We start from the raw sequence: 24831 nt of genomic DNA, 5'->3' as shown, positions 1-24831 counted from the left end.
CGCACGCGGTCGGGCCCTCTCCCGCCCAACTTGTCGGCATTCCAATGACATTCAGCACGTCATGCCATTGACCCGAAGCGCACGGCTTTCCCCTGCTCATGCCGTTGTAAAGCATTCATTACGCACCGCGTTGTTAAGGTTTCCCAAGGTCGAGCCGAAGTGTGCAACGAACTGCACTCTGAGGAAGTCCGTTGCACAGGGGTGACTCAATGACGGGCTTTTCCATAACCCATATCGAAGGCTTTCTGATTGACGTCATAGAGTTTGGGAGGAAAGAGTTTTCGCAGGCAGGCGTCCCATGTGGCCTTGGCGATGGGAAGCACCTCCATCGCCGCCACGGCGCCCATGACGACCATGTTGGCGGCACGGACAGATCCCGCTTCCTTGGCCAAACTTTCTGCATCCAGAATAATCACTTGGGCGAGCTTCGCCTTCAATAGATCGACCACATCGGAAATTTCGGGGTATCGCCCCTGCCCAGCCGCCACCGTAAAAGGAACAATGGGCGACACACTCACTACCGCCCGGGTCTCGGCGTGGCACCGGTTTATGGCCCGGAGCGCCTCTAACGGTTCAAAAGCCACCAGCACATCGGCTTGACCTTCCCCCACAATGGGCGCCTGAATGTTCCCGACGACCACGGAGGATTCGACAACGCCACCCCGCTGTGCCATACCATGAATTTCGCTCATGGAGGCATGCAATCCTTCGGCCAGAGCCGCTTCCCCGACCAACCGGGTAGCCAAAAGGGTTCCTTGGCCTCCCACACCTGTAAAAAAAAGGCGCACGCCGTCACGGCCTGCTTTCCCGATTGTCTGCACCCTTCTATCCTCCATTGTAGAACGTTCTCCGGCGGCCTTATGGCGCGCCAGGTTTTCTGGGAAAATGACCTCGTGTTTGACACCTCGGACCGCAGCAGCGTCCCTGGGGCCGGCCCGGTTCGGAACAGTGGGGGGAGTTCTCCGTCCGACCGAGAGCGCAGGGGCCGCCCCTCCAAAAAGTCTCACGAAACAACATCATGTCGAGCAAAGGACTTCGTCACCCACTTCGCAGCCTCTGCGAAAACCGTCTCTTCCATCTTCAGAGACTCAAATACGGCACACCAACGACAGGGATTACCTGCAAGCCTTGATGTGCCCGAGATGTTCCCCATGAATACCGGCGAACGTTCATCTATCCCGAGCGAAACGGCCTTTTGGCGGCCTTAGTTCTCGAGCTCATCCGGCATTCAGCTTTTTCGGCTTGATGGCGTCGCACAGTTGTGCGCACACCGCACACCCGCCGCATAACACCTCATTGATCTGGACGCAGGCCTCTCCCGCTTCGTCTCTTGACCAAACAAAAGCGGAACATCCGAGCTGCGCTAAATCATCTCGGCACGGCCGGCAGTCGCCCATAACTTGGAATACGACTTTCTGTTTTGTGCCAAGCACCCGGCGTTCATAAAGCGGACATGGGGAGCGGCTGATGAGCACCGACACCCCCCCGTCTTTCATGCCGGCTTTGATATCTTGGAGCGCATGCTGCAGTTTCTTGACATGCAACGGATTGACGACGGCGACTCTGGACACGCCACACCCTCGAACCAGCATCTCCAAATCCACCTTGGGCGCTTGATTCTCCCCCTTTTTCAGCCACACGCCGGGATGGGGCTGATGGCCTGTCATGGCCGTAGTGCCGTTGTCGAGAATGACCAGCAGGAGATTGCGCTCATGGCTCACGGCGTTGATCAAGCCCGTAATGCCACTGTGGAAGAAGGTGGAATCCCCGATGAAGGCCACCACGGGCCGATCCAGCACACGGCTAAAACCTCCGGCCGTGGAGATGCTGGATCCCATGCAGATGAGGAAATCCGCCATCTGCAAGGGCGGCAAAAGCCCCAGAGTGTAGCAGCCGATGTCCGTAGGGTAGACAGCCTCATCGCCGAAGACCTTCTTGACGCCGAAGAAGGTGGCCCGATGCGGGCATCCCGGGCACAGGTTCGGGGGACGGGCCGGTAAGTTTTCGGGCACAGCAAAAATCTTTGGCGCCGAATAAGGAACCTCGAAAAACCGCCCGACGGCCTCTTTAACCTTCACGGTATCCAATTCGAAAGCCCTCGGGACGAACTCTTTGCCGGCAATCTTTCCTCGGAAGCCACACTTCTGGGCGGCGATGCGCACAAAGTCTTCTAGATACGGTTCCAGCTCTTCCACCACCAGCACGGCTTCCACACCATTGAGAAAATCCGTCACAACCCCTTCGGGAAAAGGGTGTGTCATGCCCAGTTTGAGAACGCTGACCTGATGGGCAAGGCCCAATTCTCTGACGGCATCGTGCACATAGAGTCCCGAAACCCCGCTGGTGACAATGCCCCAGCGGCCTTCCCCGACTCGGGTATTGAACGGGCTTGATTCCGCCTCTTTCTGCAGATCGACGAGCTTTTCCAGGAGCTTGAGATGGAGCTTTCGGCCCACCATGGGGACCACCACCAGGTTAAACGGATCCCTGGAAAAGGAACCTTTTAACTCCTTTTCGGGAATCTCCCCCAAAGCCACAGGACCCCGGCAGTGGTTGACCCGGGTCGTGGTGCGCAGCAGGACAGGAAGTCCATATTTTTCCGACAAGGCATATCCGGCCAGGACCATGTCTTTCGCCTCTTGGGGGGTCGCCGGCTCCAGCATGGGCACTCCCGCCATTTTCGCATAGTAGCGGTTGTCCTGTTCGTTCTGGCTGGAATGGAGGGACGGGTCGTCGGCCGACACAATCACCATCCCGGCTTTGACCCCGACGTAGGCCAAGGTCATGAAGGCATCGGAGGCCACGTTGAGCCCGACATGCTTCATGGACACCAAGCTGCGCACACCGCATTGGGCCGCTGCGCACGCGGACTCCACGGACACCTTTTCATTCACCGAGTATTCGACCTCAGCCCCGATCTCCAGGCCCAAAGCGGCGAAGCCGTCGATGATTTCCGACGACGGCGTCCCCGGATAGGCAGCCACAAAGCGCACCCCGGATTCCAGCGCCCCACGGATGATCGCCTCGTTGCCCAAAAGAAACTTCCTGTCGCCTTGAGTCCCGGTGAGTAGTTCATGCATGTCGGCCGTCCTCCCATATCATGTCGCCGTCGCTCGACGATCCACAAAAGGTTTCACTTTCCCGTCAACACGCTCCAAAGAACCTCGCTCCACAAGCTTGATCCGCGGAACGAGACCGATAAAGTTGGCCACTTTTTGACGCATATCGTCCACGAGGGTGCGTTGCTCGCGCATCTTGTCGAAAAACAATTGCTCGGTGACTTCGATCCAAATTTCAAGTTGATCCATATTGCCTTTCCGGGTGACCACAAGCTGATATACCGGGCGCTCACCCTTCACCTGTTGAAGCACATCCCCGATCCGTTCTGGTATGATATTGATTCCTTTAATGACCACCACGTCGTCGCACCGGCCTTCGATGCGGGAAATCCGGCGAAAGCTACGTCCGCATGGGCACGGCGTCGTAAGGATTCGACACAGATCGCCCGTTCGGTAGCGAATGACAGGAAAGGCCTCTTTGGTCAAGGTCGTGATCACAAGCTCTCCCGACTCGCCGGGCTCACAGGGTTCCCCGGTTTGGGGATGGACAATTTCCACGAGGAAATGATCCTCTTGCACGTGCATGCCGTTTTGTTCCAGGCATTCGCCCGCGACCCCGGGACCCATGACCTCGCTGATCCCGTAGTTGTCCGTGGCGGTCACGTACAATCTTTCCTGGATTTCACGTCGCATGGCCTCCGTCCACGGTTCCCCGGCGCACACGGCGTGCCGCAGGCTCAGCCTTTTGGGATCAACCCCCAACTCATCCATTTTATCTGCAATGATCAAAGCGTAAGAGGGCGTGCACACGAGGGCGGTCGTGCGAAAATCCTGCATGATTTTGATCTGGCGTTCGGTGCGGCCGACCGATGTGGGCAGCACGGAGGCTCCAAGCCGCTCGGCTCCGTAGTGGATGCCCAACCCTCCCGTGAGCAGTCCGTAGGCGAACGTCACTTGGATGACATCGTCGTGGGTGAGCCCGGCCGAGGCCAAAATCCGGGCCACCAGCTGTGCCCAGTTCTTGAGGTCCCGCTTGGTGTAACCCACAACCCGAGGATTGACAGACGTGCCCGAAGAGGAATGGACCCGGACGACTTCTCGCAGTGGAACGGCAAACATCTCATAGGGATAACTGTTGCTCACATCCTCTCGGGTCGTAAATGGCAGCCTTTTCAGATCCTCGAGACTCTCCAGGTCGTTCTCCGGCACGAACCCAATCCCGCGAAACATCTTCCGGTAGAAAGCCACGTTGCGGTCGACCCGGTTCAGAGTCGCCTGAAGCCGCTCCAGTTGCAGCTGGCGCAGCTCCTCGACATCCATGCACTCCTTTTCCGGTTCCCAAATGGCTACCCCTTCCGGCTTCATGGCTGTCCCCTTAACAGAGCCTTTCCATGGCCCCTGCGCATGGGCGGCATTTTAGGCATCCCAAATGTCCTTGGCCCCTTTGCCGAGGTAGGCCCTTTGGACTTCTCGGTGGGCCAACAGATCCCGGCTGTCGCCCTGGAGCACGATCTTTCCGGTTTCTAAAACATAGCCGCGATCCGCGATTTGGAGAGCCGCCCGGGCGTTTTGTTCAATGAGGAGGATGGTGCGGCCTTCTCGTCGCAGTTCCAAAATAATGTCGAAGATTTCCCTGACAATCAAGGGGGCGAGCCCCATGGAGGGTTCATCCAGGAGGAGAAATCGTGGTCGAGCCATCAGGGCCCGGCAGATGGCAAGCATCTGCTGTTCCCCACCGCTGAGTGTCCCCGCCAACTGGCGGCGCCTTTGCCGAAGCACGGGAAACCTGTCCAAAAGTCGGTCCATATCTCGACGCAGTCCGTGGTTGTCTCGACGGTGGATGAAGGCCCCCATCTCCAAGTTGGCTTCCACGGACAAAGTGGCGAAAATCTGGCGACCCTCGGGCACCAGAGACACCCCTTTTTGGACCACCGCTTCGGGTGTGAGTCGGCCAAGATCGGTGTCTTCATAAAGAATGACGCCCTTGGCGGGTTTCAGGAGCCCGCAAATGCAATGCACAAGTGTCGTCTTGCCCGCGCCGTTGGCGCCGATCAGAGCGACAATTTCCCCGTGGCGCACATGGAGCGACACCCCCTTAAGCGCGTGGATGTTCCCGTAGTATGCGTGCAGACTCTTGACTGTCAGCACAATACCTTTCCCTCAGCCCTCTGTGTCCGAACCGCTCCGCGTCCCTCGAAATGGGCCAGCGCAGGCCGGTCACCCAAGGGAGATGAGCGCTGGTTAGGGTTCTCCATTATTTTCCGACAGCCGCTCCTGGATCCGCCCTGCGCCGTCTCCCCAGTCTTCCCCCAGATAGGCCCGGATCACATCAGGATTATCCTTGATTTCCTTGGGTGAGCCGCAGGCGAGGACCTGCCCGAAATGGAGCACCAACACGCTGTCTGAAATGTCCATGACCAGATTCATGTCGTGTTCCACAAGAACGACGGTCACCCCTCTTTGTTGGATTCGTCTCAACAATTCTCCCAAGTCTTCCGTCTCGCGCGTGTTGAGGCCTCCAGCGGGTTCGTCCAAAAGGATCATCACGGGATCCGTAGCCAAGGCCCGGGCGATTTCCAGAATCTTTTGCTTTCCCAGCGGCAGCGCCCCCGCAGGCAAATCCCTTTCGTCCTGAAGTCCCACAAACTCCAACCATGCTTCCGCCTCGGCTCGAATGCGGGATTCCTCCACCCGCATGAAAGGCACCCGGAAGCCTGCCGCCCAGAATCCGGCGCGTGTCCGGGCATGACGCCCGACCATGACGTTTTCCCAGACGCTCATGCGCGGAAACAACGCGACATGCTGAAATGTTCGGGACAAGCCTCGCCGGGCAATTTCGTGGGGGGGCTTGCCATGGACGGGCTCGCCTTGAAAGATTATGGCCCCGGAGGAGGGGGGCCGCAGGCCGCTGATGCAATGGAGAAGCGTGGTTTTGCCGGCCCCGTTGGGCCCGATGATGGATTGGATGATGCCTTGGGGTATTTGAGCGGAAACCCCCTTGAGGGCCACAACTCCCCCGAAGTGCATTCGGACGTCATGGAGCTCCAAAATGGGAGACGAAGAGGATAGTTCGGTCATGGGTCACGGGCCGCCGTCGGACATGGTTTCGTGAGGTGGTCGTTTGCGGCGCAGTAAACCCTCCAGCCAGACCACAAGCCCTTGAGGCACAAAGAGGGCCATGACCAGGAGAATGCCGCCGTAAACCAGAATCTCAAAATCGGCAAAAACCTGAAGCCATTCGTTGCCGATGAATGTCAACACCACGGTGCCCAAGAGGGCGCCCCATAAGCTCTGCATCCCCCCGACCACCACCATCAGGACAAACCGGACGGACCACATGAGGTCGAAAGATCCCGGGGAAAGAAAAGACACGTAATGGGCATAGAGACTCCCGGCGATGGAAGCCGTGACGGCGCTGTAGACGAACACTTGGACTTTCAGGGAAGCGACGGGAACGCCCATGGCTTCCGCGGCTTTTTCATCGTCATGAATCGCTCGGAGCGCTCTGCCGATCCGGGAATGCAGCACGTGATGGGAAAATAAGAAGACGATGAGGACCGCCCCCCAGACAAGATAAAACCACCCGAGCTCTCCGGTGAGTTTTCTGCCGGCCACGGAAAGTCCCGGAATCCCCCCGAACCCGGAAGGACCGCCCGTCCATTCCACCTCCTCGTTCATGAGGATGTGCACGATGACCCCGAAGCCCAGAGTCGCCATGGCCAAGTAATGGCCTTTGAGGCGAAGCGCGGGAACCCCGACAATCCACGCCACGGCCGCGGCCGCTAGAACTCCGGCGAGCAAAGCCCCCCAAGGGTTCCAGTGGAAATGCACGGTGAGGATCCCCGAGCCATAGGCTCCGATGCCGAAAAAGGCGCCCTGAGCCAGAGAGATTTGGCCGGCGAATCCCATGAGAAGACTCAGACCGAGGGTGACCAGGCTGAAGATGCCGGCAAAAATCATGACATCCGTATAATGCGAGAAAGACCGGGAGAGCCCCATCAGCCATGGGAACACCGCAAGACTCACCGTCAGGCCCGCGAAGGCGATCTTTTCCCGAGGCGACATGGCGCTTAGAACCTCTTGAGTCCGGCGGCTTCCTTGCTGCCGAACAAGCCTTCCGGTTTGAAAAAGAGCGCCAGCATCAACAAGATGAGAGCCACGGCATCCTTGTAGCCGGAAGACACGTAGCCGGCGCAAAACGATTCGGATAAGCCCAAAACGATCCCGGCGACCAAGGCTCCGTAGAACTGGCCAAGCCCGCCCAAGACCGCCGCCCCGAATCCTTTGAGTCCGAGGAGCGCGCCCCGATCGTATTCCATCAACGTGATGGGACAAATGGCCGCCCCGGCTACGGCTCCAACGGTGGCACTCAGAGCGAAAGACAAGAGGACCATGGTGCGCACGGGAATCCCCACCAACCGCGCGGCGGCGGGATTATCGGCGCAGGCGAGCATCGCCTTGCCGTAAAAAGATTTCCGAAAAAAAAGGGTGAGCACCCCAACCACCACGGCACTCAACCCGAGCACCCACAGGGCCTGCGGTTGCACGGCCACACCATGCCACAAAAACGCCCCCCCTCGGCTGAATGGGGGCAACCGATAAGGGTCTTTTCCCCAAGCCAGCATGGCGCCACCTTTGAGGAGGATGGAAAAGGCGATGGTGACAATAATCATGGAAAGCACGGTGGCATGTCTCGCCCGCCGGATCACATATCGTTCTAAAAGCAGCCCGACGATCCCCACGGTCACCACGGCACACAGCACCGCCAGTCCCAAGGGGAGGCCGCAGGTTTGATAATAGAAAACGCCGAACAAACCGCCCAGCATGACGAACTCACCTTGGGCAAAGTTGATGATCTCCGTCACGTTGTAGATAATGTTGTACCCGATGGCCACCAGAGCGTAGATGGCACCGATAGTGAGTCCGCCCAATGCGTACTGAAGCCATGCCGCTCCGTAGAAGAACTCTGTCATCTGAAAATGCGTTTGCTTACCTGTGTGAAGGATTCGAGACGCCGGCGGGCAGGCGAGCTGCCCTCGCCAGCACGCCGGCGTCCACCTCAAACAATTCACTTACCACGGGGCCAGCGCCCAATCTCCGTTTTTCACCACAATCATTTCCAAATCGTCTTTGCTCAAGCCGTTATGGTCCTGGGGCGAAAAATTAAAAATCCCATGTTGCCCCACAAAACCTTTGGTGTTTTCCAGGAAATCTCGGATCTTGGCCGGATCGGGCCCCACGGCTTTAAGGGCCGCTACGGCCAGATGCAACGCATCCCATGCATGCCCACCGAAAGATGAGACCGGTTCTTTGTATTTTTTCTCATACGCTTCGGTATACGCCATAATGACCTTCTTCTGGGGATGCGAGTCCGCCAGGAGCGGTCCCACATTGACCCGAGCCAGTGGCAGCAATACGCCCTCTGCGGCATTCCCGGCCAGTTCCAAGTTTTTCCGATTGCCGAACCCATGGCTCTGGTAGAGTGGTATGTTTTCCATCCTCAGGTCGCGCCACCCCTTAATGGCCAGCACTTGCGTCGGCCCCACAGACCAGTTGACAATGGCTTCCACCTTGGCCTCACGCATTTTGGTCAATTGCGCCGTCAGATCCGTGTCCTTGGGACCGTACCGCTCATCGGCGAGCACGGTGATGCCATATTCGGGGGCAAGACGCAAGAGCTCCTCACGGCCGCTGGCTCCAAATCCCGTGGAGGCCGTCATGATACCGATCTTCGTGATGCCTTTGGCCTTCATGTATTCGTACATCTTGCCCACCACGTGTTTGTCCGACCCGGCAACTTTAAAAACCCAACGGCGCTCCGAAACCGGTTCCACAATCTTGTAGCTGGCCGCACACGAAATCAGGGGCACCTGCGACTCCTCGGCGATGGGGGCTACCGCCAAACTGGCGTCGCTTTGCGTCGGCCCGATGATCACCGGCACCTGATCCGTTTTTATGAGCTTCTTGACGGCCAGGGTGCTCTTGGTCGCGTCGCTCTCGTCGTCGTAAATGATCAGTTGCAGAGGATGGCCGTTAATGCCGCCTTGGGCGTTGATTTCCTCAGCGATCATTTCCGCCGTTTTCTTTTCCGGTTCCCCAAGGAAGGAGGCCGTTCCCGTGACGGCAAAGACAGCGCCCACCTTGTAAGGCTCCTTTCCCGCCGCCGTCGCCGTTCGAGGCCCGAAGACCCCGACCGCCCAGCTCAATGCCAGCGTCAGACCCACGACACCCCAAAACCACCGATGCTTCTTCTTCATACGTGCTCCTCCCTATGCCCAGAGTGAAAAAAAAAGCCGTGGGAACATCCCACGGCCCGGACAAAAAAGCCGTGGGCAAACCCTGATCTGCGGTCTGCCCACGGCCAACTTGGCGGAGTGTCAGCGTCACCGACGGGCAGACCGCCTGAGGTAGCCGTAGCGATAATAGGAGTACCGTTGGTTTGTCTGGCTTTTTATGCCCATCTCGTGCCCAGCTCTTCCAGATTCCTTGGACCGACTTTCACGTTCTCTGTTTACTGACACGTTCTCGGTGGTGTCAAGCCGAATCTTCACCACCCTCAGGGCTCACCGTCGGCTTTTCCAAATTTTGCCCGTTTCGCTTTGCGTCCCACGAGAACTGCAGCGACCCCCCCCCGACGCAGGACGGGCGGCGTTCTTTTGGGGACGTTTCGCAAATGTCCTTGATCACAATATGGAATTCCGCGGACGTTCCCGCTCCCGGTCTGTTGAAATCAGCCACAATCACCTCATCCCGCACCTCCCGCACCAGAAACTCCACGAGGCATCGGTTTCGCATTTCCCGGTAGATCTTCCCCGGCCGGATCCGCTCAGGCTTGTAATCGCTTCGGGGCAGCTCTTGGACCAGTTCTGGGTCGTAGGGGCCGAAAATTTCTTCGGGGGGCACATACACCCATACCGTATCGCCTACCCTCTTGTTCATGATCGCGGCTTCCACTGAAGGGTACTGGACATCGACGCCATAGACGAACGTGCATGTCCCGGGGGGAGATTCGATGATTTTCCCGTCGGGCAAGGTCGTTTTCACGGTGAAATCGATGGTCACCTTCATACACGGTTTAACTTGCAAGGCTTCCGCCATAGCCGATCACTCCTTTTTCCCACACCTCACAGTCTTTTCATGGTTTCTCGGAATCCTTAAGAATCCTTCATGCTCCTGTCCAGGCGCTGAGGCGCCAAAGCGGCCGTGTCGGGTTCACACTGAAAGCACATCGGGAAAACCGGTTCCTGCCGATTCCAAAAAATCCAGCCAATGATTTTAGACGGAACGGTTTTTTCTTGTCATCCCGACCGGTGTGCTATAAGGACATCTCCGGTTTTTGGCGGGAAACCGCCGGATTCCACAAAATCATTGAGGCGGGACCAATCCGCAATGAACACTGACAGGCGCGCCGCCGTGGAACCCAAAGACTGTCCGGACCCTTTGGTATGGCCCGAGCTTGCGGCCTTACCGGGAATTGTCCATGCGGTCTTCACTCGACACGGTGGGGTAAGCGGCCCACCCTATGCGACACTCAATGCCGGGCTGAGCAATGGCGATAATCCTGAAAACGTCTCTGAGAATCTCAGGAGGATCGCCTCCTGGGTCGGGCTTACCATGTTCGTGGCCACCTCTCAGGTGCACGGCACGGATGTGCTTGTCGTGGATGACGCGTTTCTCAGAACGACATGCTATCGGCAACACAACGGTTTTTCTCTTGCGCTGGGTCCACGGGCCGATGCTCTCGTCAGCGCTTGTGTGGGCGTGGGCCTCCTGATCAAGATTGCCGACTGCCAAGCCGTCTTTCTGGTGGATCCGGTGCGCCGTGTGGTCGCCAACGTCCATTGTGGATGGCGCGGCAGCGTCCAAAACATTTTGGAAGCCACCGTCCGCGTGATGCAGGATCGTTTCGGAACACATCCTGAGAATCTCATCGCGGCCATCAGTCCATCCCTTGGGCCATGCTGCGCCGAGTTCCGCCATTTTACAAGTGAAATACCGCAGAGGTTTTGGCGATTTCAGGTGCGCCCGACTTATTTCGACTTCTGGGCCATCAGTCGACACCAGCTGCTGACATGCGGGTTGCGCTCGGAAAACATCCACACGGCCGGGGAATGCACCGTCTGCCGAAAAGACAAATACTTCAGTTACCGAGCGGAAAAGACTACAGGGCGCATGGCCGCCGTCATCGGGTGGACGTCATGTTGAAAAATTGTCTGTCAGCGAACGGACGCCGTGGTCAGTGGGACAGGAAGGACTGCAGGGTCGACGCGCCGAAAAGCGGCGTTTTGTCGCGCGGCTCGTGCTATCCGATGCCCGGCGGCACAGGCCGCTGCCCTGCGAGTTTCACGAGGGCACAAACACGGGGTGAAAAACCGTCAGAGGGGCAAACCGGCCTCCGCCCTTCATGGCCGGTCCGAGGGTCCCGCATGAACGGCGCTAAACCGGCAGTTTCGGTTTTTCTCGAAGCACAAGGTGGAATCGGTGCCTAGGGTTCAAGAAAAAGCCAAAATCCTGGAAACCCAAAAAGAAGCCGAGGGCATCCATCGCCTTGTGCTCTATGCGCCTCGGATTGTGCCTACAGCGCGCCCCGGGCAGTTCGTCATGGTCCGTGTCTCTTCGGAAGGCTCCGACCCCTTGCTTGGCCGCCCCTTTTCTTTCCACCGCATCCATAAGGATGACGGACTTTTCGAAATTCTTTTCAAGGTGGTCGGAACGGGGACGCAAATCTTGTCACAGCGCCGGCCTGGAAGCGTCCTGGATGTGGTGGGTCCTTTGGGGCGTGGGTTCACCTTGCCTTCGGGGAGCGAACAAACGGTGGTCTTCGTCGCCGGCGGCATCGGCATCGCCCCCATTCAGGCACTACTGGATGCCGTGCTTGTTACAACCCACAAGGACCACCCGGAGCGCATCCATCTGTTCTATGGCGCGCGCACCGCAGCTGAGCTCCTTCCCTTTAAGCCGTGGAACCGACTCGGGATACATACGGTAGTGAGCACCGACGACGGGTCGGCGGGTGAGACCGGCACGGTGGTCGAGGCGCTTCATCGCCGGTTTGAATCAGGACTCGCTCTTCCCGACCGTGTTTACGCCTGCGGTTCATTGCCCATGCAGGTCAGCGTCGCCCGGTGGGCTCGAGGCCGCGACATCCTTATTGAAATGTCGTTAGAATCCATGATGGCGTGCGGCATCGGCGCATGCCTCGGCTGTGCCGTGCCCGCCGTGGATCCCTTCGATCCGCAGGCAGAAAAGTACATCCATGTCTGTCACGATGGTCCAGTGGTGGATCCGAGAAAAATACGATGGGACAAAGTCCAACCTCTCCCAGTTCGGCCCCAGACCTCAGCGTCTCGCTAGGGCCTCTGCACCTGGCCAACCCCGTCCTCACGGCCTCGGGAACCTTCGGCTACGGGATGGAATTCGCCGATTTTGTGGATCTCTCCCGGCTCGGCGGCATCGTCGTCAAAGGGATCTCCCTCAAACCGCGACCAGGCAATCCGCCGCCACGCCTCGCGGAAACCCCATCCGGCATGCTCAACGCCATCGGGTTGGAAAATGTGGGTGTGGAGCGGTTTCTTTCGGACAAACTCCCGCCCCTTCGCCAACGCGGCATCACGGTCATTGTCAACATCTTGGGGAATACCGTTGAAGAATATGCGGAACTGGCGGCCATCCTTTCGGCCGTTTCCGGTATCGCAGCTTTGGAGATCAACATCAGTTGCCCGAACGTGAAAAAAGGCGGCATGGCGTTCGGCACCGACCCTCACATGGCGGCTCAAGTGGTGTCGGCCGTTCGGGAACACTCTCCTTTACCGCTCATCACGAAACTCAGCCCCAACGTCACATCCATCGCCGAGATCGCCCGTGCCGTCGTAGACGCCGGCTCGGACATTCTCTCCTGCATCAACACGGTGTCCGCTATGGCTGTGGATCCGTTCAGTCGACGCCCGCGATTGGCCAACATTATCGGAGGACTCTCCGGACCGGCCATCAAGCCGATCGCCTTGCGCTGCGTGTATGAAACGGTCAAGGCCGTCTCCTGCCCTGTGATCGGGATCGGAGGGATCCAAACGGCTCTGGATGCGCTGGAATTCCTCGTCGTGGGCGCCTCGGCCGTTCAGGTGGGCACTGCCAATCTCGTGCGACCTCGAGCCAGCGTGGAAATCCTCGAAGGCATCGAAGGGTTTTGCCGTCAGCACGGCCTGAGCAGCCTGAAGGATTACATCGGCACCCTGGATACCGAATGCCGTTTCCCCTTTGCGGACGAAATCTGCCCCATCTGAAACCCCTCGTTGGGAATCCTACACCCCGTGTTCGCCCATGACGGTTCTTGGGCCGCTCATTCTTCATGAAGAGGCAAAGCGTTTCCCTTCCTCGCGACATCGGGCCAACAGCGCCGGATCCTTTTCGACGTCTTTTTTCCCTTCCAATTCTCTGAAACACAGCTCGCCCACCATGCGGCCGCCCAAAGCGTCCATGAAATAGGTGAACGTCAGCCGCGCACAGTCGAAAAGACGTTTCCCGCGTGTAGCCGCAGCGCTGAGCAAAAACCCACGTTTGAGATTCCTGTCCTCGGCATTCAGCCCTCGAACGTGCACCGACTCGTGAAGCGTCTTTTTCATGAACAGAGCCTGAGCACGATCAATGAGGAGCTTGGCTTGCCCGGTCAGATTATAAAAGTACACCGGGGAGGCCAGGACGATGCCTTGGGCCTCTTCCAGCAAGGGATACACCTCCTGCATGTCGTCCTTGACCACACATTGGCCCGTCTCATCGCAGCCGCCGCAGCCGATACAGCCCTGCATCTGAAGTTTTCGCACATAGATTGAATTCACAATGGCGTCGCTTTCCCGAGCCCCCTCGAGGAAGGCGTCGAGCATTTTGTCCGTATTGCCTCCCGACCGCGGTGATCCGTAAATACCTACAATCCGCATGAAAACCCCTTTCCCTGAAAAGCTTTGTGATTGAAAGTACCTACCAGCCATGCTATAGAGGCTGGCGTCTTGGACCGAGTGTGATGTCCCACAAACCCCATGATTTTTCAAGCCAAGGAGGGAAAGCCATGTCACAACGGAAGCCGCTACGAGTTTTTTTGAGCCTCATGGCTGTTGTGTGCTGCGTGTCCGCGGCGCAGGCTGCAGACACCATCAAAGTGGGTTTCAACATTCCTCTGACGGGGGACATTCCCAAAGTGGGCGAAGGTTCTAAATACGCGGCGGAAATCCTCCTGGCGGAAGTGAATGGGGCAGGCGGCATCAAAGTCGGAGACAAGACATACAAACTGCAGTTCATTTATGAAGATAATGAATCCAAAGCGGAATCCGCCACTGCAGCGGCTCTCAAATTGATCACCCAAGACCAGGTGCTGGCCATCATTGGACCGCAAGCCAGCAAGCAGGCTATTCCTGCTGGAGAAGTCTGCAACTCTTACAAAACGCCCATGATCTCACCGTGGTCCACCAACCCTCAAACCACGAAAGACCGGCCGTATGTCTTCCGCGCCTGCTTTTTAGATCCATTTCAAGGTCCGGTAGCAGCCAAGTTTGCTACGGAAGAATTTCAGGCCAAAAAGGCGGCCGTCCTTTACGATATCGCCAGTGACTATCCGAAAGGCCTAGCGGAATATTTTAAAGAAGCTTTTGAAAAAATCCATGGAGCCGGGTCGGTCGTGGCCTTCGAAACCTTCACCACCAAAGACCGCGACTTTAGCGCCCAGTTGACCAATATCATTAAATCAGGCGCCGACGTCCTCTTTACACCGCAATACTACGATGAAGTCCCGTTGATCGTGAAACAGGCCCATCAGCTGGGATGGAAGAAACCCATCATGGGGAGCGACAGCTGGGGATCTGCCGAGCTGATGAAGCTGTGCGGTGACGATTGCAAAGGCTTGTTTTTCACGACGCATTATGCGGCTGCGGGAGCCAAAGGAGCGACCAAGGAGTTCATTGACAAGTACAACGCCAAATACGGCTACATCCCGGACGACGTGGCGGCCCTCACCTGGGACGCCATCCGGCTGTTGCTTCAGGCCATTCAGAATACGGGTGGCTTGACCGGCAACCTGGAAAAAGACCGCGACAACGTGAAAGACGCGCTGGCCAAAATCAAGGACTTTGACGGCATCACGGGCAAGATGACTTTCACGCCTGAAGGCGATCCAATCAAATGCGCCGTAGTGGTCAAGATCAGCGACAAGGGCGAGTTTGAATTCTACAAGTCCGTGTGTCCGTAGCAGCCTCTGACATCGTGAACGGAAAGATGAGTAAGGGGATGCCCGCATTGGGGCACCCCTTTCTCTATCCCTCTGTTCGGGCCACCCGCCGCGCTCGGCAACAGGTCGGTCATGAGTGGTTAGGCATCCGGCCGAAGACCCGACAGAGCGACGGGTGGAGGCTTGAGACGCGCGAGGAGACAGGTCCTGACAACGAGTTTGAGGAATCCCCCGAACACGACGCGTTGCCCGAATCTTGTATGGATTGTGAGAGATACCGGCTGGTTCGGCCTTCCCATACCGGCAAGGCTGGAACCACACAAAGGGCATGTCGCGTTTTTTAATGTGGTGGACCGATGCCTGCGGTCGAATGCCGACGGCGAACCGGCGCTTTAAAAGACCTTCGGGACCGTGGAGCCTGAAGACAGGCCTGTGAGAACCCATCCGAGCGGCAAGCCCGCTTGAGTCAACCGGTGGAGACAAAGCCCGGCGACATTTTGGGAAAGCGCTGGGGAAAGCCCACCGACAAGGAACGGAAAACCGGTGGATATTCTGCTTCAAAACATTCTCAACGCTCTGCAGTGGGGAAGTTTCTATGCCCTGATCGCCCTTGGCTACACCCTGGTCTACGGGGTGTTGCTTTTGATCAATTTCGCTCATGGGGACATCTTCATGGTCGGGGCCTACATTGGGTTTTTTGTGGCCAATTTCCTCCTGGGCGCCTATGGTTTTAAACCACCGGCTTCGCTTTCACCCCCTGTGGTCTTTGCCCTCACGATACTAGGCACCATGGTGCTCACAGCCCTCGTGGGAGTCACCTTGGAACGCGTGGCCTACCGCCCTTTGCGCCGACGAGGCGCCCCTCGGCTCTATGTGGTCATTACCGCCCTCATGTGCGGCCTGCTCTTGGAGAACGGTAACCTCGCCCTCCTTGGCGCCAGTCGCCGTAGCTTCCCCACATTGATCCCTTCCGTGGTTTACGATGTGGGCGGCGTGCTGGTCACCAACGTGAAAGTCCTCGTCATCATCGCGACGGTGTTGGTGTTTTTCTTCCTTGAAACAGTCGTCCGCAAGACCAAACTCGGCATGGCCATGCGCGCCATCTCTTACGATCGGATGGCCGTCCCGCTTATGGGCATCCCCGTGGATCGCGTCATCGTTTTCACTTTCATCCTCGGATCTTCCATGGCGGCTTTGGGTGGTGTGCTTTTCGCTTCGGCCTATCCAGTCCTGGAACCCTACATGGGCGCACTCATCGGCTGGAAAGCATTCATCGCCGCGGTCATCGGTGGCATCGGTGAGATCCGCGGGGCCTTTGTCGGCGGGTTCCTTCTGGGTTTCGTGGAAATCTTCGTGGCCGCCTTCTTTCCATCCACATTGCGCGATCTCATTGCTTTCAGCATTCTTTTGGTCTTTTTGAGCTTCCGTCCCACGGGCTTCTTTGGGGTTGCCCGTGCCACCAAGATCTAGCTGCAGGACACCTCCATGCGACGTTATTCCGGACTTTGGCTCTATCTTGTCTGCTCTCTGGGAATCCTTTGGGTCTGCCACGCGCAAATGCTCACGGCCTACGCCCAACTCGTCTTGATGTTCATCGGGATCAACATCATTCTGTCCAGCTCCCTGAACCTCATCAATGGATACATGGGCGAGTTTTCATGCGGCCATGCCGGGTTCATGGCCGTCGGGGCCTACGTTTCTTCCATTCTCAATGTGTGGCTTTTTACGAGCCACAAGGTCTTTGGGCCGCCGGTTTTGTCGCCTTCATTAGCCGTGTACCTCTTCCCCGCGACACTCCTTGCGGGCGCGCTGGCCGCAGCCCTCGCCGGCCTCCTTGTCGCTTTTCCGTCCTTTCGCACCCGTGGGGACTACCTGGCCATCATCACCCTTGCCGTGAATTACATCGTGAAAAGTTCCGTGGAAAACATTCAAGCCATCGGCGGGGCCCGAGGTTTTATGGGTATGCGGAAAGTGATCGAAGAAATGGAAGCTGTGTGGCGCATTCCATGGATCATGTTCTGGATCCTGATCTTCACAGGACTCACCATTTGGGTGCTGCACCGGTTCGTTGCTTCCTCTTACGGAAAGGGCATTGTGGCCATCCGAGACGACGAAATCGCTGCGGAAATCATGGGAGTGGACACGCGGCGCATGAAGGTGGTCGCCTTCATGCTCTCCTCCGGCTTGGCCGGCCTGGCCGGCGGTCTTTTCGCCCATATCCTCGGCTACATCAACCCGGGAACTTTCACCATCATGAAATCCACAGAAGTCATGGTCATGGTGTATTTGGGGGGCATGGGATCCTTGAGCGGCTCGGTACTGAGCGCCATCGTCTTCACCTTGATTCTGGAAGTGCTTCGGCCTTTGCAGGTCATCAAATGGGTGGTGATCCCGCTTCTCCTGATCCTTCTGATGTTGCTGCGGCCGGAGGGCATTCTCGGCAATCGCGAACTCACGGACGCATTTCCCAGATTGCGCCGCTGGTTTTCCACGGAAAAGGAAGTGTAGATGCCTCTTCTTGAAATTCAGAAACTCACCCACTACTTCGGCGGCCTCCGCGCCGTGGGCAATTTCAATCTCCGGTTGGAGGGCGGGGAGCTTCTGGGCTTGATTGGTCCTAACGGTGCAGGGAAAACCACCGTGTTCAATCTCGTGTGCGGCTTCTACAAACCCACCGAAGGGCAGATTTTGTTCCTGGGGAAGGACATCGGCGGGATGAGGCCCCATGCGGTCACGGCGCTGGGAATCGCCCGCACGTTTCAGAATATCCGGCTGTGGAACACGCTGAGCGTTTTCGACAATTTGTGCATCGCCCAACATTTTCGGTTGGGCTACGGCTTGGCGGACACCCTCCTGCGCACGGCCAGATTTGTCACAAGGGAACGGCATGTGCGCCGCACGGCCGAGGAACTTTTGGAAATCATGGGATTGCGCCATTACGCCAACGAATACCCGAACAATCTGCCTTACGGCATGCAACGCCGCCTGGAAATCGCCCGAGCCTTGGCCGCTCAGCCCAAACTTCTCCTTTTGGACGAACCGGCTGCCGGCATGAACCCCGGAGAAATCGACCAACTGGTGGAAACCATTCGATGGATCCAGGAAACCTTTAAGCTCACGATCTGGCTGATCGAACATCACATGCGGGTGGTGATGAGCGTCTGCCGACGCGTGCAGGTGCTGGACTTCGGAGAAACCATCGCCGACGGATCGCCCGATGAAATCAAGAACGACCCGCGCGTCATCCAGGCTTACCTTGGGAGTGAAGAACTGAGTCATGCTTGAAGTCACGAACCTGCATGTCCGCTATGGGAACATTGAAGCCCTTCACGGGATTTCCTTCACCGTCCGCGAAGGAGAAATGGTCGCCCTGCTGGGGGCCAACGGTGCCGGAAAGACCACCACATTGTGCAGCCTCATGCGCCTGCCGCCGCCGGAAGGGCCCGTGGTGACCAAAGGCAGCCTGCGCTTTTACGGCGTCGACCTCTTGAATGTGGCACCTCACGAAGTGGTGGCAAAATATGGTATGGGCTTGGTCCCCGAAGGACGCCACATTTTCGGGAATCTGACGGTCATGGAAAATCTGCGCATCGCCACGTACGCCCGTAAGGATCAGGCAGCCGTCAAGAAAGATTTGGATCGGGTCTTCGCTTTGTTTCCCAAGCTGGCGGACCGGAAAAACCAGAGGGCGGATACCCTGAGCGGCGGGGAACAGCAGATGCTCGCCATGGGCAGGGCGTTCATGAGCGGCGTTCGATGGATCCTGCTGGATGAGCCTTCCATGGGCCTCGCTCCGTTGCTCATGCAGGAACTTTTTCGAGTCCTCAGGGAACTCAACGAGACCGGCACAACCATCCTCGTCGTGGAACAAAACGCCCATCTCGCCCTCCGCTATGCCCACCGCGCCTACGTGCTGGAAACGGGACGCATTGTCATGGAAGGACCAGCGAAGGAACTGGCCCAAGATCCAGAAATCAAGAAAGCCTATCTCGGCTAAACCAGGAGCAGGCGAATGAAGATCCTCATCTGCGACGGGATGCACGCCCAAGGTTTGGAGATTTTGCGGGCGGATCCAGAGTTTGAAGTTTTGGCTCCGGACCAGCCCAGTGTGGAGCAAATCCGCGACATACTGCCTGAGTGCGACGCCATGGTGGTTCGAAGCCGCACCAAGGTCACGGAAGCCCTTCTGGAAAACGCCCCTCGTTTGAAGGTCATCGGCCGGGCCGGAACGGGCGTCGATAACATCAACGTTCCGGCCGCCAGCGCTCGAGGCATCCTGGTGATGAACACCCCGGGAGCCAATGCCATGGCGGCTGCGGAGCATACCATGGCCCTCATGCTCGCATTGGCTCGGCATGTGCCCCAAGCAACCCAATCCATGCGCGAAGGCCGTTGGGAAAAAAAGCGTTTCATGGGCACCGAGCTCTACCAGCAGACGCTCGGCATCGTGGGACTGGGAAAAATCGGAACCATCGTCGCCGATCGCGCCCTCGGCTTCAAAATGAACGTCTTGGCCCACGACCCACACATTACGCCCGAAACAGCGGCCATCCTGGGAACCGAATGGGTGGAACTTGACGACCTGTGGGAGCGGTCGGATTTTATCACGCTCCACACGCCACTGACGCCTGAAACACGAAACATCATCAACCGTCAAACCCTCGCCAAAATGAAACGAGGAGTGCGGATCATCAACTGCGCTCGAGGGGGGCTCATCGATGAAGAGGCGCTCTATGAAGCCCTCGTTAACGGTCATGTGGCCGGCGCAGCCCTGGATGTGTTCGCCAAAGAACCCCCCGAAGGCAGCCCGCTATTGGCCCTGCCCACTGTGATCTTCACTCCGCACTTGGGAGCATCCAGCTATCAGGCCCAGGAAAACGTCTCCAAAGCCATCGCCACTCAGATTTTGGATTACCTGAAAAGGGGCATCATCCGAAATGCGGTGAATTTCCCATCCATCAGCGCTCGGGAATACGACCGTATCCGCCCCTACATGATCCTCGCCGAACGCCTTGGGCATCTTCATGGCCAACTGAGCACGCCGATTGAAAGGGTGGACATCGAATACAGCGGTCCCGAGCTCCAGGATCTCCCCTTAGATCCCCTCACCCAGAGCATCGCCAAGGGGCTCTTGGACCCTATTCTGGCCGAGAAAGTCAATTTGGTGAACGCTCCTATGCTCCTGCAGGAACGGAAAATCCAGCTCACGGCCACCCGGACCTCCGAAGCCCGGGGTTACACAGGCCTCATCCGAGTCACCGTGGAGAGCAAAGGCCAAAAGAGGTCGGCCACCGGGGCTGTGTTCCCTGGAAATGAAATCCGTCTCATCCGGTTCAACACGTATCGACTGGAAGCCGAACTGGAAGGGATCAATCTTATCGTCCAAAATAAGGACACACCAGGCGTCATCGGCTTTATCGGCACCACCTTAGGTCACTTCAACATCAATATCGCCAACATGCATCTCAGCCGCACCCCTGAACGCGATAAAGCCGTGGCCATTATCCGGCTCGACAGCGAAGCCCCGGAAGACGCCGTGAACGCCCTTCGGGCCAACCCAGCCATCCTTTCCGTGGAGCAGGTGACGCTGTAAAGGGGCCAAAAATGAACCTGCCCGGCCGGAGGGGGGTAGCCGGGCAGGCCAAGGAGGGGTTAGGAGAAGGCGACATCGCGTCAGCCTACCTGCACCTAGTTTAATGACCCTCTGAACGGAATTCAACCCCTCCTGCCCATCCTTCATGTGACATTTGGATGGCAAAACGCCCCTGCGCCCTCTGCCTTTCTGAGAGCACCCGCCACGCATAACCGGCGGCCATGCCCGCCCCCCGGATGTCCTCCCAAAACCACCTCCCAAGGACAGGGCGCGCTCACCCCCTACCGGGAGAACAAACCCGTGCCGGGCGAAATTTTCCCGGTTCCATCCAATGGACGTCGGCTCGCGCCTTTGAAAGGGCTCTTCATCCCCCGTCCACCACGGGCATCCCCCGATGACGTCTTCTCCCCATGCGAGCTGCGGGGTGCCCAAAGCGTTAGGCTGTGGCAGCTTCCCGGCGCTGGATTTCCTCAGCTCCCACGCTTATCGGAACACTCTCATACGGGGTTCGCCGTGTGGTGCGGATTTTCTGAGCCTCCCGCAATGTTTTCAGTACATCGAGACTTTCTTTGTAGCCTTTGTAAAGACGGCACATATCCAAGGCCATCCCGGCAATTTGGGCCAGCGCCTGCACAAAGTTCACATCGTCCAACGTGAATTCCCACGGCTCAGACGTGTACACTCGCATCGCTCCAATCACACGCCCCCCTGTAAGCACAGGCACAGAAAGGATGGAGGCAATCCCTTCCTTTCGCGCAGCCTCTGGATACTCAATGCGCGGGTCGTCGGTCACGTCGTAGATGGCCACCGGGCCACTGTCGAGAGAGGCGGTGATGGAACGCAAAGTGCTCAGCGGTCCCTTGTTGATGTATTCCTCACTCAGTCCAAAAGATGCTGCGAGCTCCAGGTTTTCCGTCTTTCGATTGATTAGGAACAAAGCACACCCCTTCACATCGAGCGCCGACTTAACGGCTTCCACTGTCGTCAAGACGACCTCTTCAGGGTCCCGAGAGTGGCCGATGGCGTTGGCGATTCGCAGAAACGTTTCGTAGTTTAAAAGGTGTTTTTTCATGGTCTCTTCCTTTCTCTGGAGGTTCAGAGCAAGGGATCTCGGCCGCCGGCGCCACGCCCCCTTCAAGAAGGAGCAGAAGCACCCAAACCCGGCTTGAGGGTCGAAGCAGTCCTCTCCCTTCCAACCGACATTATTCCTTCAGCGTGGGGTGCTCCGAGGGCTCTGATTTGGAGATCTTAAGAGTGGGAGGGCCCACAGGAGGGGGATCCGACGCGTGTTGGCCGTGGAATGTCACGGGATCTTCTATTGTTAGGTGAAGTGCATAATCAGTTGTCAGTTGTGAATTATTTCTAACTTGCGGGTAAGAGGAAGGCAAGGGGGGCTAGTAGGCGACGGGGAAACCGCGCCCAACATTTAGGCCGACTGTCGAACGCAGGGGGTCGCCCTCCCGTCGACTTTTCAGGAAGCCCCAAGTGTCCCCAAAGTCGGCGCACATTCCTCCTCAGGCTCAGGTGGTTCTTGGGACGTCCCAGGCCTTTCTCATGGAAGGCGGTCAACCTTTATCCATTGTTGTGTTCGTCCATCGGGCTTTTGAAACTTGTAGGGAGCGGCCAGCCATGAGATGCACCAACGTGGGGATGACGGGGAAAAACCTGGAGGACAGGCTACCCTCTGGACCGCGCATGGGGGAAAGCCTGCTCGTATCCGTTCGGGGACTATGGGGTATGTCAGGTCTTGAGACACGCCCCATCGCCCCGATCCACTTCCAGACATCATGCCCATTTAAGGCACCATGTCTCGGACCCTCCAGGTGTCGTTTGTGAGGTCTGCTCTTCTCCTTACCCCATGTCCATCGGAATCGTCAGCGGACATTCATTTTGCGCCTCGCCGGAGCCAAGAAAATTAATGACCAGAGCGCTTTTCTTAAATGCGCCCTTTAAATATCGACACGATGGACCCACCCAAAAGGATCTTCTTTGTCGCCGTATTGAATGCCTGTGATTTCGTCGTAAAAGCGCTTGGACCATTCGCCCACACCGCCGTCAGCCACCTTGTATGTCTTGTCCTTGTAGCACACCAGGCCCACGGGAGAAATGACGGCTGCCGTGCCCGTCCCGAACATTTCTTTCATCTGTCCCGAAGCGATACCTTCGATGACTTCATCGATGGTGATCGGCCGTTCATGAACCGTGAGGCCCCAATGGCGTGCCAAATGGATCACCGAATCGCGGGTCACCCCTGGCAGAATGGATCCACCGAGCGGAGGCGTGACGAGCTCATCTCCTAGGAGGAAAAAGATGTTCATGGTGCCGACTTCTTCCACATATCGTCGCTCCACGGCGTCCAGCCACAACACCTGGGTGTAGCCCTTCTTCTTGGCCACCTCTTGGGCGTAGAGGCTCGCGGCGTAGTTGGCCATGGTCTTGGCTTCGCCCACCCCACCCCGAACGGCGCGAACATATTCGTCCGTGACGTAAATCTTCACGGGGTTAAACCCCTCAGGATAATAGGCTCCCACAGGGCACGTGATCACGTAGTGGATATATTCCGTGGCCGGCCGGACGCCCAAATGGGGCTCGGAAGCAATCATTGTGGGACGGATATAAAGCGAAGCTCCCTTGCTCCGAGGAACCCATTCGCTATCGAGGCGAATCAAGGTTTCAATCGCCTGCAGGTGAAAGTGGATGTCCACTTCCGGCATGCACATGCGTCGGGCCGATCGGTTAAATCGCTTCATGTTTTCCAGCGGGCGGAAAAGGTGGATGCGCCCGTCGGAGCACCGGTAGGCTTTGAGGCCTTCAAAGATGCCCTGGCCGTAGTGGAGCACCATGGCCGCCGGATCCAACGGCAGCGGCCCGTAGGGAACGATTCGGGCGTTCGTCCACCCGTCTCCCGTCGTGAAATCCATAACGAACATATGGTCGGTGAAGATTTTTCCAAAAACCAATCCTGCATCCGCCGGTCGAACCTTTCTCCGCTCCGGTGCCACAGCATGAATGGCGATTTCCATGAAACCCTCCCCAAATTCCCGTTGAGTCTCTTCCTGCCCGTTGTGCCTCGGTGACCTTCTTCCAAAACCAATTTCACTAGTGCGTCAGAATCTTGCTCAAGAACATCCGCGTCCGCTCATTCTGCGGGTTGGAAAAAAATTCTTCCGGAGGGGCACTTTCGATCAAACGCCCCTCATCCATGAACACCACACGATGAGCCACCTCTCGGGCAAAGCCCATCTCGTGGGTGACCACAACCATGGTCATGCCTTCCTTGGCCAAATTTTTCATGACATCCAGGACTTCGTTGATCATTTCGGGGTCCAGCGCCGACGTGGGCTCGTCGAAAAGCATGATTTTCGGCCGCATGGCCAGTCCCCGAGCGATGGCCACACGCTGCTGTTGCCCGCCTGAAAGCTGGGCGGGGTAGTGGTGCGCTTTTTCCCGGATCCCCACTTTGTCCAGAATTTCCAACGCAATTTCTTCGGCGTCCTTTTTGGACATCTTGCGAACCTTTATGGGCGCCAGAGTGATGTTTTCCAAAGCCGTCATGTGCGGATACAGGTTAAATTGTTGAAACACAAACCCGATTTCCGCCCGCAATTTGGTGATGTCCGTCCGGGGATCGTTCAGGTCCATTCCGTCCACAACGATGGTCCCTTTCTGGATGGGCTCCAGCTTGTTGATACACCGGATCATCGTGCTTTTTCCCGATCCGCTCGGACCACACACCACCACGACTTCGCCCGCAGCCACCTCGAAGTCGATGTCCTTCAAAACATGCAAAGGGCCAAACCACTTGTTGACCCCCCGAAAAAGAATCATGGGCGTCCCCGTCGTCACCGCCGAACCCCTGGAGTCTCAATACCTTATCGTTGCTTGGTGTTCTTTGATTTTCACCATACGCCACTCAGGGCCGCACTGCAAGCCTCGAAAAACCCTAAGAAACATGAACGGAATAATAT

At 57.5% G+C, this 24831-nt stretch carries 22 protein-coding genes; 9 read left to right on the top strand and 13 right to left on the bottom strand.

Going from position 1 to position 24831, the window contains the following annotated elements; translation table 11 throughout:
- Positions 1–206: 206 nt before the first annotated feature.
- The 9 genes from ACZ5K9_RS11095 to ACZ5K9_RS11055 form a co-directional block, all read right to left on the bottom strand.
- Positions 207–821, bottom strand: coding sequence for an indolepyruvate oxidoreductase subunit beta (locus tag ACZ5K9_RS11095; protein ID WP_464271401.1), 615 nt, complete (start codon positions 819–821; stop codon positions 207–209).
- Between the two features lie 396 nt (positions 822–1217).
- Entirely contained in the window at positions 1218–3080 is a 1863-nt protein-coding gene (iorA, locus tag ACZ5K9_RS11090; protein WP_464271400.1) for an indolepyruvate ferredoxin oxidoreductase subunit alpha, read from the bottom strand.
- Positions 3081–3098: 18 nt separating this feature from the next.
- A complete protein-coding gene (locus ACZ5K9_RS11085) occupies positions 3099–4424 on the bottom strand; it encodes a phenylacetate--CoA ligase family protein (protein WP_464271399.1) in 1326 nt (441 codons plus the stop codon).
- A 51-nt stretch (positions 4425–4475) separates the two neighbouring features.
- The gene (locus tag ACZ5K9_RS11080; protein WP_464271398.1) at positions 4476–5207 is read right to left on the bottom strand and encodes an ABC transporter ATP-binding protein; all 732 of its coding nucleotides are present in this window, start codon (positions 5205–5207) and stop codon (positions 4476–4478) included.
- 93 nt (positions 5208–5300) lie between these two features.
- Positions 5301–6137, bottom strand: a complete 837-nt coding sequence (locus ACZ5K9_RS11075) for an ABC transporter ATP-binding protein (protein ID WP_464271397.1) — start codon at positions 6135–6137, stop codon at positions 5301–5303.
- A 3-nt stretch (positions 6138–6140) separates the two neighbouring features.
- Positions 6141–7124 (bottom strand): branched-chain amino acid ABC transporter permease, encoded by a 984-nt coding sequence (locus tag ACZ5K9_RS11070; protein WP_464271396.1) that lies wholly within the window; start codon positions 7122–7124, stop codon positions 6141–6143.
- A gap of 5 nt (positions 7125–7129) precedes the next feature.
- Positions 7130–8032 carry a branched-chain amino acid ABC transporter permease gene (locus tag ACZ5K9_RS11065; RefSeq protein ID WP_464271395.1) on the bottom strand — a complete coding sequence of 301 codons (903 nt, stop codon included), beginning with the start codon at positions 8030–8032 and terminating at the stop codon, positions 7130–7132.
- A gap of 99 nt (positions 8033–8131) precedes the next feature.
- Positions 8132–9316, bottom strand: a complete 1185-nt coding sequence (locus ACZ5K9_RS11060; RefSeq protein WP_464271394.1) for an ABC transporter substrate-binding protein — start codon at positions 9314–9316, stop codon at positions 8132–8134.
- Positions 9317–9593: 277 nt separating this feature from the next.
- On the bottom strand, positions 9594–10157 hold the full coding sequence (locus ACZ5K9_RS11055) for an FKBP-type peptidyl-prolyl cis-trans isomerase (protein ID WP_464271393.1): 564 nt from the start codon (positions 10155–10157) through the stop codon (positions 9594–9596).
- A gap of 291 nt (positions 10158–10448) precedes the next feature.
- Here ACZ5K9_RS11055 and pgeF point away from each other — a divergent pair, with 291 nt between their 5' ends.
- The 3 genes from pgeF (at position 10449) to ACZ5K9_RS11040 (ending at position 13339) form a co-directional block, all read left to right on the top strand.
- Positions 10449–11264 (top strand): peptidoglycan editing factor PgeF, encoded by an 816-nt coding sequence (gene pgeF / locus ACZ5K9_RS11050; protein ID WP_464271392.1) that lies wholly within the window; start codon positions 10449–10451, stop codon positions 11262–11264.
- Positions 11265–11540: 276 nt separating this feature from the next.
- A complete protein-coding gene (locus ACZ5K9_RS11045; RefSeq protein WP_464271391.1) occupies positions 11541–12413 on the top strand; it encodes a dihydroorotate dehydrogenase electron transfer subunit in 873 nt (290 codons plus the stop codon).
- Positions 12359–13339 carry a dihydroorotate dehydrogenase gene (locus tag ACZ5K9_RS11040; protein ID WP_464271390.1) on the top strand — a complete coding sequence of 327 codons (981 nt, stop codon included), beginning with the start codon at positions 12359–12361 and terminating at the stop codon, positions 13337–13339. The genes ACZ5K9_RS11045 and ACZ5K9_RS11040 overlap by 55 nt, the downstream gene beginning before the upstream one ends.
- Positions 13340–13402: 63 nt before the next feature.
- Here the strand turns inward: ACZ5K9_RS11040 and ACZ5K9_RS11035 are convergent, their stop codons facing one another.
- Positions 13403–13990: a flavodoxin family protein gene (locus ACZ5K9_RS11035; RefSeq protein ID WP_464271389.1), complete on the bottom strand. Its 588-nt coding sequence runs from the start codon at positions 13988–13990 to the stop codon at positions 13403–13405.
- Between the two features lie 167 nt (positions 13991–14157).
- Between ACZ5K9_RS11035 and ACZ5K9_RS11030 the strand changes: the two genes are divergently transcribed.
- The 6 genes from ACZ5K9_RS11030 (at position 14158) to serA (ending at position 20863) form a co-directional block, all read left to right on the top strand.
- Positions 14158–15291, top strand: a complete 1134-nt coding sequence (locus ACZ5K9_RS11030) for an ABC transporter substrate-binding protein (RefSeq protein ID WP_464273962.1) — start codon at positions 14158–14160, stop codon at positions 15289–15291.
- Between the two features lie 522 nt (positions 15292–15813).
- Positions 15814–16740 (top strand): branched-chain amino acid ABC transporter permease, encoded by a 927-nt coding sequence (locus tag ACZ5K9_RS11025; RefSeq protein WP_464271388.1) that lies wholly within the window; start codon positions 15814–15816, stop codon positions 16738–16740.
- 15 nt (positions 16741–16755) lie between these two features.
- A complete protein-coding gene (locus ACZ5K9_RS11020; RefSeq protein WP_464271387.1) occupies positions 16756–17778 on the top strand; it encodes a branched-chain amino acid ABC transporter permease in 1023 nt (340 codons plus the stop codon).
- Entirely contained in the window at positions 17779–18555 is a 777-nt protein-coding gene (locus tag ACZ5K9_RS11015) for an ABC transporter ATP-binding protein (RefSeq protein ID WP_464271386.1), read from the top strand.
- Positions 18548–19267, top strand: coding sequence for an ABC transporter ATP-binding protein (locus ACZ5K9_RS11010; protein ID WP_464271385.1), 720 nt, complete (start codon positions 18548–18550; stop codon positions 19265–19267). Before ACZ5K9_RS11015 ends, ACZ5K9_RS11010 begins: the two co-directional genes overlap by 8 nt.
- Positions 19268–19282: 15 nt before the next feature.
- The gene (gene serA, locus ACZ5K9_RS11005) at positions 19283–20863 is read left to right on the top strand and encodes a phosphoglycerate dehydrogenase (protein WP_464271384.1); all 1581 of its coding nucleotides are present in this window, start codon (positions 19283–19285) and stop codon (positions 20861–20863) included.
- Between the two features lie 436 nt (positions 20864–21299).
- Here serA and ACZ5K9_RS11000 read toward each other — a convergent pair whose 3' ends face one another.
- From ACZ5K9_RS11000 to ACZ5K9_RS10990, 3 genes are all read right to left on the bottom strand, one after another.
- Positions 21300–21935, bottom strand: coding sequence for a GAF domain-containing protein (locus ACZ5K9_RS11000; RefSeq protein WP_464271383.1), 636 nt, complete (start codon positions 21933–21935; stop codon positions 21300–21302).
- A gap of 877 nt (positions 21936–22812) precedes the next feature.
- Positions 22813–23886, bottom strand: coding sequence for a branched-chain amino acid aminotransferase (locus tag ACZ5K9_RS10995; protein ID WP_464271382.1), 1074 nt, complete (start codon positions 23884–23886; stop codon positions 22813–22815).
- A gap of 76 nt (positions 23887–23962) precedes the next feature.
- On the bottom strand, positions 23963–24691 hold the full coding sequence (locus ACZ5K9_RS10990) for an amino acid ABC transporter ATP-binding protein (protein WP_464271381.1): 729 nt from the start codon (positions 24689–24691) through the stop codon (positions 23963–23965).
- Between the last annotated feature and the right edge of the window lie 140 nt (positions 24692–24831).

The sequence above is a fragment of the Desulfosoma profundi genome (assembly GCF_055387865.1).
The sequence above is the reverse complement of the archived record's forward strand: the minus strand, read 5'-3'. Positions and strand labels throughout refer to the sequence as shown.